12 protein-coding genes are annotated in these 12574 nt (G+C 63.2%); 6 read left to right on the forward strand and 6 right to left on the reverse strand.

Annotated features, from left to right (window positions below; all coding sequences use genetic code 11):
* From MOV63_RS30185 to MOV63_RS30200, 4 genes are all read right to left on the reverse strand, one after another.
* Positions 1–341 (reverse strand): cysteine hydrolase family protein (locus MOV63_RS30185; RefSeq protein ID WP_247039334.1); only part of this gene is annotated, 341 nt, incomplete at its 3' end.
* Positions 342–367: 26 nt separating this feature from the next.
* On the reverse strand, positions 368–1294 hold the full coding sequence (locus tag MOV63_RS30190; RefSeq protein ID WP_247039335.1) for an ABC transporter permease: 927 nt from the start codon (positions 1292–1294) through the stop codon (positions 368–370).
* On the reverse strand, positions 1294–2424 hold the full coding sequence (locus MOV63_RS30195) for an ABC transporter permease (RefSeq protein WP_247039336.1): 1131 nt from the start codon (positions 2422–2424) through the stop codon (positions 1294–1296). Before MOV63_RS30195 ends, MOV63_RS30190 begins: the two co-directional genes overlap by 1 nt.
* 23 nt (positions 2425–2447) lie before the next feature.
* Positions 2448–3575, reverse strand: coding sequence for a BMP family ABC transporter substrate-binding protein (locus tag MOV63_RS30200; protein WP_247039337.1), 1128 nt, complete (start codon positions 3573–3575; stop codon positions 2448–2450).
* A gap of 339 nt (positions 3576–3914) precedes the next feature.
* Here MOV63_RS30200 and MOV63_RS30205 point away from each other — a divergent pair, with 339 nt between their 5' ends.
* On the forward strand, positions 3915–4589 hold the full coding sequence (locus MOV63_RS30205) for a GntR family transcriptional regulator (protein ID WP_247039339.1): 675 nt from the start codon (positions 3915–3917) through the stop codon (positions 4587–4589).
* A gap of 657 nt (positions 4590–5246) precedes the next feature.
* Here MOV63_RS30205 and MOV63_RS30210 read toward each other — a convergent pair.
* On the reverse strand, positions 5247–6689 hold the full coding sequence (locus tag MOV63_RS30210; protein WP_247039341.1) for a M81 family metallopeptidase: 1443 nt from the start codon (positions 6687–6689) through the stop codon (positions 5247–5249).
* Between the two features lie 9 nt (positions 6690–6698).
* Entirely contained in the window at positions 6699–7841 is a 1143-nt protein-coding gene (locus MOV63_RS30215) for an ROK family transcriptional regulator (protein ID WP_247039342.1), read from the reverse strand.
* A 135-nt stretch (positions 7842–7976) separates the two neighbouring features.
* Between MOV63_RS30215 and MOV63_RS30220 the strand changes: the two genes are divergently transcribed.
* The 5 genes from MOV63_RS30220 to MOV63_RS30240 form a co-directional block, all read left to right on the forward strand.
* A complete protein-coding gene (locus MOV63_RS30220) occupies positions 7977–9512 on the forward strand; it encodes an ABC transporter substrate-binding protein (RefSeq protein WP_247039343.1) in 1536 nt (511 codons plus the stop codon).
* 87 nt (positions 9513–9599) lie between these two features.
* Complete coding sequence (locus tag MOV63_RS30225; protein ID WP_247039344.1) at positions 9600–10520, forward strand: ABC transporter permease; 921 nt, start codon at positions 9600–9602, stop codon at positions 10518–10520.
* Positions 10520–11386 (forward strand): ABC transporter permease, encoded by an 867-nt coding sequence (locus MOV63_RS30230; RefSeq protein ID WP_247039345.1) that lies wholly within the window; start codon positions 10520–10522, stop codon positions 11384–11386. The genes MOV63_RS30225 and MOV63_RS30230 overlap by 1 nt, the downstream gene beginning before the upstream one ends.
* A complete protein-coding gene (locus MOV63_RS30235) occupies positions 11383–12366 on the forward strand; it encodes an ROK family protein (RefSeq protein ID WP_247039346.1) in 984 nt (327 codons plus the stop codon). Before MOV63_RS30230 ends, MOV63_RS30235 begins: the two co-directional genes overlap by 4 nt.
* A 57-nt stretch (positions 12367–12423) precedes the next feature.
* A partial coding sequence (locus MOV63_RS30240) for a copper homeostasis protein CutC (protein ID WP_309493854.1) occupies positions 12424–12574 on the forward strand: 151 nt, incomplete at its 3' end.

The following is a 12574-nucleotide window of genomic DNA, read 5'->3' on the forward strand; positions in this document are numbered from 1 at the left end:
CCGATGCCGGCGCCGATGCGTTGCGAGCGCCAGCGCTTGTTGGCGGGCAGGTCGGCGAGGTCGGGCCTGTGGCCTTCGCGGGTGTGGATGATGTGGTAGCCTTTTGCGCGCATGGCGGCGAGGACACGCTTGATCGGTTCGATCGGCGCCTGCACCAGGGCTAAGTCGTAACCCATGTGGTCGACATAACCGCCCTTGCCGCAGAAATCGGTCTGCATGTCGATGATGATGAGGGCGGTATTTTCGGGTCTGAGATCGCCGTTATAGGGCCAGGAATAGGGATCGGCGTCGATATAGCTGAGTGTCTGGCCAGCCAGCGCGGCGGGGGAAAGGCTGTTCATCGGGTCTCTCCAATTCGGTTTGCGGCCTATTTCGTCAGCGACAGCGCGCCCGGCGCGCCTGCAAGCGAGCGGGTGGGCGAAGAGGTGGCAATCAAGATGATCAGGGTGAGCACGTAGGGTGCCGCGTAGAACAGGTAATAGCCTTGCGTGACGCCGACCGATTGCAGGGCAGGCCCAAGCGCGCCGGCGCCGCCGAAGAGGAGCGCGGCAAGGAAGCAGCCGATCGGGTTCCAGCGGGCGAAGATCACCAGCGCTACGGCCATCAACCCTTGCCCGGAGGAAATGCCTTCGTTCCAGGAGCCGGGATAATAGAGCGACAGATAGGCGCCGCCGATCGCGGCCAGCGATCCACCGGCCGCGGTTGCGAGAAGCCGGACGCGGTCCGGGCTGATGCCCATGGCGCGGGCCGCATCGGTGCTGTCGCCGACGACGCGCAGGATGAGCCCGATACGGGTGTTCTTGAACGCCCAGAACAGGAACAAGGCCAGCGCCGCCCCGATGAAGAACAGCACGTTGATGTTGAGCGCCGCCTGCACTTGCGGCACGGCCGACCAGGTTCCGAGCGGGATGGAGGGCAGTTTCGGCGCCACCGGCTGGATGAAGGATTTGCCGAGGAAGAAGGCGAGGCCCAGGCCGAACTGCATCATCGCAATGCCGATGGCGATGTCGTTGACCTTGGGCCATTTGCAGATCCAGCCGTGGATCGTGCCGAACAGCGCGCCGGTCGCCATCGCCGCCAGCACGCCCAAGGTCGGCGAACCGGTCATCACCGCCACCGCATAGGCTGTCATGGCACCGAAAACGAGCGTGCCTTCAAGCCCGAGATTGATGCGGCCGGAGCGTTCGGTGATCGTCTCCCCGAGCGAGACGAAGATGAAGGGCGTGGAGACGCGGATGGCGCCTGCGAAGATTGCCAGCGGCACGCCCCAGAGGCCGATACCTGTGTCTTCCATCAGAGGCTCCTTTTCCAGAGGTCGGGATTGAAGATCTTGAAGCGGCCGTAAAAGGTCTCGCAGAAGAGGATGACGATGAAGAGCGTACCCTGCAGCACGAGCACCGTCGCATCGGGCAGGCCCATGCGCCGCTGGATCAGGCCGCCCGAGGCGGAGATGCCGCCGAGCAGGATGGCAACCGGAATGATCGCCAGCGGATTGTGCCGCGCCAGGAAGGCGACGAGGATGCCGGTATATCCGTAGCCGGCGGCCAGCGAGGCGTTGGCGCTGCCCTGGACCGCAGCGACTTCGATCATGCCCGCCAAGCCTGCGAAACCGCCGGCAATCGCGGTGAAGCCGACGATCAGCTTGCCGACCGGCAGGCCTTGTATCTGCGCCGCGCGGACATTGCCGCCGGCGATGCGGGCCGCAAAACCGTAGCTGGTGATCTCGATCAGAACCCAGGAGAGGATGCAGGCGACGACGCCGATGACGAGGCCCCAGTGGACATCCATGCCGGGGATCTGGCCGAGCATGTAGTCCTTCGGCAGAGGTTTGGTGGACGGCTTGTTGAGGCTCGCCGGATCGCGCAGCAGCCCTTCGACGAACTGGTTCATCAGGGCGATGGCGATATAGGCCAGAAGCAGCGAGGAGATCGTTTCGTTGACGCCGCGATAGTGGCGGAGGAGGCCGGCAAAGCCGATCCAGATGCCGCCAACCACCATGGCGGCGACACCCATGAAAACGAAGAGCACGATCGGCGGCACCACGCCGACGAAGGGCATGGCGCTGGCCGCCGCCGCGACGCCGCCGAGCACGACGGCACCTTCAGCCCCGATGATGACGAGGCCGAGCCTTGCCGGCAGCGCGACGCAGAGTGCGGTCAGCAGCAGCGGTGCTGCGCGGGAAAGACTGTTCTGGATCGAGAACCAGCTTCCGAAACCGCCCGTGTACATGAGCTGGAAAAGGGTGACCGGCGACTTGCCGATCGCCAGGATGAAGAGGGAGAAAAGCGCCAGGCCGATCAGGATCGCCACCAGCCCGATCGCCACGGGCTCAGCCCGTCGCGCCAGCCATTCGAGGAGGGGGCGCAGCGAAGCTCCGCTCCCCGTTGCTATCGATAGTCCCGGATCGTTCGCTTCGACCGTCATGGCGCTTCTCCTTCACCTCGAGATCAGGACGTGGACCCGACGACGCCCTCGACCAGGTAACCCATGCTTTCGAGTTCGATCGCATCCTCGGCAAAGGCGGTGCCGGCGGTGACGACGACATTGCCCTTGTTGTCCTTGATCGGACCCTTGAAGACCGAGAACTTGCCGGACATGATCTCGGCAAGCGTCGCCTCGAACTTCTTGCGGCCTTCGGCCGAGACAGCCGGTCCGAGCGGGCTCATCTTGACGAAGCCATCCTTCAGGCCGCCGCGGACGAAATTGCCGAGTTTGCCGCCGCTCTGGGCTGCTTTGATGAAGTTGGTATAGACATTGCCCCAGGCCCATTCGGCGCCGGTCAGGTATTTGTCCTTGGCGAGCGCGCTCTGGTCGGCATGGTAGCCGCAGACGAAGGCGCCGCGGCGTGCGGCGGTCTCGACGACGACTTTCGGGCTGTCCACGTGGCAGGTGATGACGTCGGCGCCCTGGTCGACCAGCGCGTTGGTGGCTTCGGCCTCCTTGACGGCGAGCGACCATTCGCCGGTGAAGATCACCTGGCAGGTGATCGTCGGATCGACCGAGCGGGCGCCGAGCAGGAAGGAATTGATGTTCTGGACCACCTGCGGAATGGGCTTGGCGGCAACGAAGCCGATCTTCTTGCTCTTGGTCGCGTAGGCCGCGGCAATGCCGTTCAGATACTGGCCCTGGCCGATATAGCCGAAATAGGAGCCGGTATTCATCGGGTTCTTGCCCTCGGTCCACAGGCCGCCGCAATGGCGGAACTGCACCTTCGGGTATTTCGCGGCCATCGCCAGCATATGGGGGTCGAAATAACCAAACGAGGTCGGGAAGAGCAGGGTGGCGCCGTCGAGGTTGATCATCGACTCCATGGTCTTCTGGACGTCGACGGTTTCCGGGACGTTTTCCTCTTCGACCAGCGTGATCCCCGGCATCTTCTTGATGACGGCCGCACCCTCGGCATGCGCCTGGTTGTAACCATAGTCGTCCTTGGGGCCGACATAGATGAAGCCGACGGTGAGCGCGGTCTGCGCCATGGCCTGCGAGCCGAACAGGCCGGGCACGGTGCCGGCGGCCAGGCCGGCGGCGGAAGCCTGGAGGAAATTGCGGCGGTTCATGGGAAGGAGTTTGGTCATCGGCATGCTCCTTGCGGCTCTGGGCCGGTTTCGAACGGGTACAGTAAAGTGCATGCAATGTGCGTGCCAGAACTCAAGGCATTGTTAATGAATATAAATTTTACAACGCGAAAACTCTGCAATGAAAAGTGCATACAGATTCATCGCGTTTTCGCTTAAGAAATAATCAATAGTTATTATTTGCTCAGCAATCCTCCGGAGGAGCAATACGGCAATCGCCGGTGGTGCCTTTCCGACATCGGAAAGCTGAAAGTTACCGTGACGTTGGCGGCGTTATTTGACTTATGGAGTCCGGAACGGCATCTGTATGCAAATTGTGAGGTTAAACAGAATCGTCCCGTGAAGCAGGCCAGGCGCAGAGAAGTCATCCGTACCGGAACCACCGTCGAACAGATGGTGCGGGCGATTGCCGACATGATCGTCACGGGCGCCCTCCTGCCGGGCGAGAAGCTCGACGAGATCTCGCTCGCCTCACGTTTCGAGGTTTCCCGCACCCCGGTGCGCGAGGCCCTGCGCGAACTCGGCGCCATGGGGCTTGTCGGCCGCGAGCCGAACCGCAGCGCCGTCGTCACCAACGTCACCGAGACCCATCTTCACTCGATGTTCGAGGCGATGGCCGAGCTCGAAGGTATTTGCGCGCGGCTCTCGGCCGAGCGGATGACGGTGGACGAGCGGCGGGCGCTGGAGCTCGACCACCGCGGCTCGATGCGGCTGGTGCATTCAGGCGCGGAAGAGGAATACGCCGCGCACAATACCGAATTCCACACAAGGCTTTATCGCGGCGCCCATAACGACCACGTCTTCGAAATGGTGACCCAGACGCGGGCGCGGCTTGCCCCTTTCCGTCGGGCGCAGTTCCGCCTGCCGGGGCGTCTTGCGAAATCCTACGAGGAACACGACCAGATCGTCACCGCCATCATCCGCGCTGATGCGGTCGCGGCAGGGCAGGCGGCCTATTCGCATGTGGCGATCGTCAGTGACGCCAGCGCGGTGTTTGCGACGGCTGGGGAGTAGGCGGGCGGTCAACACCGCAGCCTCCTTTTTTCAAGCACTTTTGGCCGCACGGATGAAAATCCGGCGGTTCCGTTTGGGCGGGAATGGGGCAGGCGGGGTATTTCGGGGTATTGGGTATTCAGGCTTTCCGCCTGCCCCGGCCGTTTTGCGTTTCCGGGGATTGTCAGGCCCCTTGAACCGCTTCCTCGACCATCACCGGAAACCGGACCTTGCGAGCCGGATGATGCGGCCGGTTCGCGAACCCGGTTTCCCATCCGATGACGGGGGGATTATGCGGCGTCGTCTGGAGACGGGGACAAGCGGGAAAGCGAAAGCGGGTAAGTTTTTGAAAACCGGTGCAGGAATATTTCGAAGGCGCTGAAAACGTCCCCGTTTTGAACGACTGTTCGTCTGGCACGCGAGTGCGTCGTCTGGCCTATGAGTAAGGCTGAGGCGTTTTCGGCGTCACCTTGGTGACGTGGCCAGCCTCCAATTCCTCATTCCTGTGCTTGTCACAGGAATCCAGCCATGGCGCGTCTGCGCCGTGAGAAGAGTCTTTCACACCCAAGGACTTGGGTGCACTGGATCCCTGTGACAAGCACAGGGATGAGGAATGTGTGGTGGCTGCTCGACCGACCGAGAGCTCCGCAGGCTGCCGGTCAGGCAGACCTTCTAAAATCACCGCGCCGCCGAACGCGCCGAGACAAACACCTGCGGTTCGTAGGCAAAATCCTTGTCGAAGGGATAGGTCGGCCTCGGCTTGCGGTGGCGTTCCAGGCGCTCGACGAACTGGTCGACGACGCCCGGTGACAGGGCCATCAGGTTCGGGTTGGCGATCGGGGCCAATTCTGGGGAGAGATAGCCGGACTTCACGACGATGATCTTGGCGCTGTTCGGGTCGAGGCCAAGGCGGGTGAAGTCGGCGATATAGTGGTAGGGACGGCGCTTGGCCGAGAGGACCAGTTCGATGCCGTCGATGGCGACGACCGCCTGGCGATCGGCAAGGTCTGCCGTGTCGTGCAGGAACTGGACCTTGACCTTCGCCTTGACCGGCTGGCTGCCGATCGTGTCGAGCGAGGCGCCGATCGAAAGATCGAGTTCGGCGCCGACGCCGGCTGCATAGCAGGCTTCAGCGGCCGCCTTGTCGGCGATGCCGGCAAAAACGACGCCGGTCGCCTTCTTCTTGATCAGGTCGGCGAGCACCTCGGCACGGTCGCCGACGCCCCCGCCGGTCGGGTTGTCGCCGGATTCGGCGAGCACCACCGGAGCGGTCTTCGAGGCGATCGCCCTGTCGACGCATTCCTCTATCGAGCCGGTCTCGCAGCCGAACACGAATTTTTCGCGCGCATCCCAATAGGCCTTGGCAACGCGCTTGGCTTCCCGCTCCAGCACGGCGCGGTCGGTGCCGGTCATGATCGCGGCGGCGGTGCCGCGCGGCTCGTCGGCCCAGACGTAACCGACCATCAGCGAGGCATCCCAGACACCATCGATGGCGTCGATTTCCGGCATCATCTCGTAGAGGCTTTTTGCGGGCTCATCGACCGTCGAGGTGCGTTCGCCCGGCAGCACGACCGGGATCGGCGCCCAGAGCAGCACCGGCTTGACGCCGGTCTTGAGGCTCTCGACCAGCATTTTCACCGAGCGGCGCATGGTCTCCTCGACGTCGATATGCGGCGCGGTGCGGTAGGTGGAATACATGTCGAGCGCATCGATGATCCGCTGGCTGACGTTGCCGTGTAGGTCGTAGCTGGCCGAGATCGTGCAATCCGGGCCGACCAGGTCGCGGGCGGCGGTGATCCAGTCACCCTCGGCATCCTCCATGCCCTGAACATACATGGCCCCGTGCATGGCCAGATAGAGGCCGTCGAGCGGCAGCATCGGTTTCAGCCGGTCGAGGAATTCGGCCTTGAAGCGTTCATAGGTGGAGCGGGAAACCGGGCCGCCGGCAATGGCGCGGCAATGGATGGTCGGCAGAAATTCGGCGCCGTAGTCCTTGAGGAAGGCGAAATAGGGCGCTGCCGTCAGGTCATCGCCGCGCACGATGCGAAAATCCTTTTCCTCGTTGAGAACCGGATTGTAGGTGCTGCATTCGATATGGATGCCGCCGACAGCAATACGCATGGAAAAACCTCAGTTGGAGTTTGGGCCGATCAGGAAATTATGGGCTGCGATGCTGGCGGCACCGCGGGCCCAGACATCGCCATCGACGCGCTTGATGCGGATCGGCGTCTGGCCGGCGTAACGCGGCAGCACGTTGGTTTCGATGGCCTGGTTGACCACCGTGCCGAACAGGCCGTCGAACGAGCCTTCGACATGGGTGATCAGGATCAGGCCGGGGTCGTTGATCTGGATGAGGTTGGCGATCGAAAGCCCGAGCGCCGAGCCGGCGCGGTGCAGGATGCGGATCGCGGCGGCATTGCCTGTCGATGCCTCGTATTCGATATCCGACAGCGAGGTGCATTCGAGCCCTTCGGCGCGCGACATTTCCTTGATCGCCTTCATCGAGGAAACGGTGTCGAGGCAGCCACGCTTGCCGCAGCGGCAGGGCGCGCCGCCAGGCTCGATGGTGCAATGGGCGATTTCGCCGGCGCCGCCGTGATTGCCGCGATAAAGCTTGCCGTCGATGAAATGGGCACAGCCAATGCCGTCGCCAAGCGAGACGACGCTGAAACTCTGGATTTCGCGGGCGCTGCCGAACAGTTTTTCGCTGACGGCGACCGCCTTCGCGTCGTTCTCGATGAAGGTCTCGATGCCGCAACGCTCGCGGATGATCTTTGCCAGCGGCACGTCCTGCCAGCCGAGCAGGGTGGACTGCACGCAATTGGCCTGGGATTCGTCGACGAAGCCGGACAGGGCGACGCCGATGCCGGAAAGCTTTTCCCGGGCGTCCGGATGGGCTTCGAGAAGGCTCGGCAGGCCCTCGGTGATCGCCTGCGCAATCACATGCGGATCGCGTGACAGCGGCATCGACTGGCGGGCAATGATCTTGCCGTTGAGGTCGCTGAGGATCATCGGCGCCGGATCTTCGAGCAGCGAGATGCCGACGAAGAAGGCGCATTCCGGATGCAGGTCGAGCCGCACCGAAGGTCGCCCCTGACCGTAGACCGTCTCGGTCTCGTGCAGCACCCCGAGGTCGATCAGGTCGCGGGCAATGCCGCTCATTGCCGCTTTGCTCAGGCCCAGCAGGTTCGCCATCTCGGTCCGGCTGAGCGGACCGGACTCGCTGATGACGCGCACAAGCTGGCGCTGGGAAGAGGTGAGCAAAGCGTTCAAGGCAGCTGTTTTCTGTTTGTGAAGGTGGGTTGACACTAAGTTCAGAAAATGAACAAATCAACGCCAATAAATTATAAAAATGATCTAAGGCGGCAATGACCGCCCTCATGTCAACAAAACCAAGGGTGAACAATCATGACCATGTTCCTGAAAAGCCGTCATTTTGCGCTTGCCTGCGCGGTTGCCGGCAGCCTCGTGTTTCCGGTTGCGGCGAGTGCCGCAACGCTCAACGTGATGCAGACCGAAGCCCCACGCTCCATGGATCCGGGCGACCAGACCGCGACCTATACCGCAGCCCTGCTCGACCCGATGTACGAGGGCCTCGTCAAGCGCGATCCTGATCTGTCGCTGAAGCCCGCGCTTGCCACCGAGTGGTCGGCAGATGCTTCCGGTCTGGTCTGGACCTTCAAGCTGCGTCCGGGCGTCAAGTTCCATGACGGCACGGCCTTCGATGCCGACGCCGTGGTCAAGAATTTCACCCGCCACCTCGATACCAAGCGCGGGCTTGCCGCCAGCGGCCGGTTGCGCACCTTCCTCGAAGGCGTTACCGCCGTCGATCCGATGACCGTCCAGTTCAAGCTGAAGACACAGTATCCGGCTTTCCTAGCGCTACTCACGACCGGCCCCTGCCTGATGGTCAGCCCGACCGCCGACGCGGCCGGCACGATCGGCTCCAAGGCCGTCGGCACCGGTCCCTACAAGCTGCAGGAATACAAATCCGGCGAATACGTGCTGCAGGCCAAGAATTCCGAATGGTGGGGCGGCGCGCCGAAGGGCGAGGACCAGATCAAGTGGACCTGGACCGGCGAGCCTTCGGTCATGAACATGGCCCTGCAGACCGGCGATGCCGACGTCATCAATCCGTTCCCGGCCGCCTTTGCTGCACAGGTCAAGGCAAACCCCGAGATGAAGCTCTCGACGACCGACGGGTCGGCCGTGTTCTGGGTCTCGCTCAACACCAAGTTGAAGCCGCTCGACGACGTCCGCGTCCGCCAGGCGCTGAACTATGCAACCGACCGGGAAGGCCTCGTCAAGGCGTTCATGAACGGTTATGCGACGCCGGCCAACTCGCCGCTCGCCCCGGTCACCCCCGGTTACGATAAGACGCTCAATCCCTATCCCTACAATATCGAGAAGGCCAAGCAGCTCCTGAAGGAGGCCGGTTATCCGGACGGTTTTGCCATGTCGACCATCGTGCAGGAGCAGGAATCGCGCATCGGCGAACTGCTGCAGGCGATGTGGGCCAAGGCCGGCGTCAAGCTGGACGTGCGCAAGATGGAAGGCGGCGTCTGGTCGAAGGCGGCTTTCCAGGATCCGGCCGGCAAGGAGAAGGACAATATCGGCTCGTCGATTGCCTCCTGGTCTTCCGGCGTCAACGGCGCCGACCTGCAGTTCCGCCCGCTCTACTACACGAAGAGCGCGTCGCCGGCTGGTGCGAACCTCGGCTTCTTCTCCGATACCAAGCTCGATGAATTGATCGACAAGGCCGCCTCGACGCTCGACGAAAAGGCCCGCAACGCGATCTATGTCGACGCCCAGAGGCAAGTGAACGACCAGGCTCCGCACGTTCTGCTCTATACCAAGCAGGACCTGTTTGCGACGCGCGCCGGCGTCAAGGGTGCCTGGGTCATTCCGGGCGGGCTGATCGTCGTCAAGGACGCCAAGAAGTAATATCAACAGTACGGCGGATGGAGAATTCCGTCCGCCGTTTCCTTTTATGAAACATGGGGCCGGGAAAACGGGCTCCAGGACAGGCGCATGAAAGCCTATATCCTCAAGAAATTGCTGGCTCTGCCGTTGATCCTGGTCGGCGTTTCGCTGCTGGTCTTCGTGGCCATCCGCGCGCTGCCGGGCGATCCGGCGCGGCTGATGGCCGGACCCGAGGCGACCCAGGAGGCCGTCGACAACATGACCGTTCGGCTCGGCCTCGACCGCAGCCTGCCGGCGCAATATGCCTCATTTGCCTATGGGGCGGTGAGGGGCGATCTCGGCACCTCGATCAAGTCCAAACTGCCGGTCGTCGCCGAAATCGGCGAGCGCCTGCCGTTTACGATCGGGCTGGCGATCACCGCCTATCTGATCGCCATCGGCATCGGCGTGCCGGCCGGGATGATCGCGGCGATCTACCGGCACGGCTGGCCCGACCAGTTCGTGATGATTCTCGCGATCGCCGGGGCCTCGATCGCAAATTTCTGGCTGGCGCTGATGGCGATGAATACGTTTTCCGTGCAGCTCGGCTGGCTGCCGCTGCTCGGCGCCAGCTCGTGGAAAAGCTTCATCCTGCCGTCGATCACGCTTGCGGTACTGCCGACGGCCGTCATCGCCCGCATGACGCGCTCCAGCATGATCGAGGTGATGAGCCAGGATTATATCCGCACGGCTTATGCCAAGGGCGTGGCGCCCAGCAAGATCTACTGGAGCCATGCGCTGCGCAACGCGCTGCTGCCGATCATCACCATTGTCGGCCTGAATTTCGGCAGCCTGATGGGCGGTGCGGTGGTCACTGAATCCGTCTTCAACTGGCCTGGCATCGGACGGTTTCTGGTCGATGCGGTGCGCTACCGCGATTATCCGGTCATCCAGGGCGTGACGCTGGTGGCGGTCACCGGCGTGGTGATAATGAACTTCCTCGCCGAACTGCTGATCGCCGTCCTCAACCCGAAGATAAGGTTCGACTGATGGCGTCTATCGATACCGATACCGTACGGGGCCGGCCGGCTCTTCTCCGTGGGCTCCGCTGGATGGCGGCGCATCGCAGCATCACGCTCGGCGGCCTGCTGATCGGCGTCATCGTGGCTGCCGCGATCTTCGCGCCGCTGATCGCGCCGGCCGACCCTTATATGCAGGACCTGCTGGCGACCATGGAGTCGCCGTCGCTGGCGCATCCGTTCGGCACCGACGACAATGGCCGCGACATTTTTGCCCGCGTCATTTTCGGGGCGCGCATCTCACTGCTTGAAGTGGTCCTGGCGGTTGGCCTTGCCGTGCTGGTCGGCGTGCCGCTCGGTATCCTGTCGGGCATGAGCGGCCGTTATGTCGACCAGGCGATCATGTGGACGATGGACATCCTGTTTGCCTTTCCGGGCATCGTGCTCGCCATCCTGATCGTCAGCGTGCTCGGCAGCAGCCTGATCAACCTTCTGATCGCCATTGCCATTTTCTCCGTGCCGGTCTACGCCCGCCTCAGCCGAAACCTGACGCTCGGCCTGAAGGGCATGGACTATGTCGAAGCCGCCATCTCGCTCGGCATCTCGCGCCGCCGCATCATGAGCCATTATATCCTGCGCAATGCGATCGGGCCGATCATCGTGCAGTCGACGCTGACCGCCGGCACGGTCATCCTGTCGGCCGCAAGCCTGTCGTTCCTCGGCCTCGGCGCCCAGCCGCCGCTTCCCGAGTGGGGCGCGATGATGAGCGACGGCCGCAACTATCTCGGCCTCAACATCTGGATGTCGCTGTTTCCGGGGCTGGCGATCATGATCACCGTGCTCGGCTTCAACATTCTCGGCGATGGCCTGCGCGACCTGCTGGATCCGCGCAAATGAGCATTGCCGGTACACCCCGCACGACAGGCCGGATCGGGCCGGCAAAGCCGGTCTTCTGCGTCGATATCGGCGGGTCGTTCATGAAATTCGCGGTCTCGCCGGCGCCGGGTGCGCTGGTGCCGCTCGACAAGGTGGCGACGCCGGCCGCGAATTGGGACGATCTTGCAGTCTCTCTCTCGGGGCTCATCGAGCGTAATGCGCAATCGGGCGATCCCGGTTCGCCGCTGGCGCTGTCGGTCGCCGGTCTCATCGATCCTCGGACCGGAGTTGCGACCTCGGCCAATATTCCCTGTATCACCGGGCGGCGGATCGGCGACGAACTGTCTGCCATCCTCGGACGACCGGTGCTGGCAGCCAATGACGCTGACTGCCTGACGCTTGCCGAAGCTAACGAGGGTGTTGGACGTGGTCATTCGGTGGTTTTCTGCGCCATCATGGGGACCGGCATCGGTGGAGGGCTTGCGATCGACGGACGGCTGGTGCGTGGTGCTGGCGGCGTCACCGGTGAATGGGGCCATGGCCCGATCCTCAACACCAGTGTCGAACTCGATGGCGAGACGCTGCATATTCCGCGTTTTTCCTGCGGCTGCGGCCAGTCCGGCTGCGTCGACACGATCGGCGGGGCGCGCGGCATCGAGCGGCTGCATCATTTCCTGCATGGCTGCGAGGAGACGAGTTATCGGATCCTCGAAGACTGGCAGGCGGACGAGGCGAGGGCAGCTAGGACCGTTGCCGTTTATCTCGAACTGATCGCCGATCCGCTGGCGCTGTCGGTCAATGTCACCGGCGCCTCGATCGTGCCGGTCGGGGGTGGGCTTGCCTCGGTCACGCCGCTCATCGATGCGCTGGACCGGGCGGTGCGCAAGCGTATCCTCAACCGCTTCGATCATCCGCTGGTGACACCGGCGCTCCGGCAGGAGGATGGCGGGCTGGTCGGCGCGGCCGTGCTTGGCCATCAGAGTGCCGTTCAAGGTCACTAGAGTACCTTTCAGGGGCGCCTGCTGTTACGAGAGTGCCGGTCATCAAGGAGACTGATCCTGTCCATCCTGCTCGAAGTCTGCGTCGATAGTCCCGAAGGTCTGGCGGCCGCCATCGCCGGCGGCGCCGACCGCATCGAACTCTGCGCTGCACTCGATGTCGGCGGGCTGACGCCGCCGCCCGGCATGATCGCGCTTGCCGCCAAGGCGC

Source organism: Neorhizobium sp. SHOUNA12A, assembly GCF_023006505.1.
Taxonomy (GTDB): Bacteria; Pseudomonadota; Alphaproteobacteria; order Rhizobiales; family Rhizobiaceae; genus Neorhizobium.

What these genes read in the sequence shown, in the direction of transcription:
- MOV63_RS30210 (WP_247039341.1), bottom strand. Translation starts at nt 6,689, where the DNA reads ATGCGTATTGCTGTCGGCGGCATCCATATCGAATGCAGCACCTACAAT.
- MOV63_RS30195 (WP_247039336.1), bottom strand. Translation starts at nt 2,424, where the DNA reads ATGACGGTCGAAGCGAACGATCCGGGACTATCGATAGCAACGGGGAGC.
- MOV63_RS30190 (WP_247039335.1), bottom strand. Translation starts at nt 1,294, where the DNA reads ATGGAAGACACAGGTATCGGCCTCTGGGGCGTGCCGCTGGCAATCTTC.
- MOV63_RS30230 (WP_247039345.1), top strand. Translation starts at nt 10,520, where the DNA reads ATGGCGTCTATCGATACCGATACCGTACGGGGCCGGCCGGCTCTTCTC.
- MOV63_RS30220 (WP_247039343.1), top strand. Translation starts at nt 7,977, where the DNA reads ATGACCATGTTCCTGAAAAGCCGTCATTTTGCGCTTGCCTGCGCGGTT.
- MOV63_RS30235 (WP_247039346.1), top strand. Translation starts at nt 11,383, where the DNA reads ATGAGCATTGCCGGTACACCCCGCACGACAGGCCGGATCGGGCCGGCA.
- MOV63_RS30200 (WP_247039337.1), bottom strand. Translation starts at nt 3,575, where the DNA reads ATGACCAAACTCCTTCCCATGAACCGCCGCAATTTCCTCCAGGCTTCC.
- MOV63_RS30225 (WP_247039344.1), top strand. Translation starts at nt 9,600, where the DNA reads ATGAAAGCCTATATCCTCAAGAAATTGCTGGCTCTGCCGTTGATCCTG.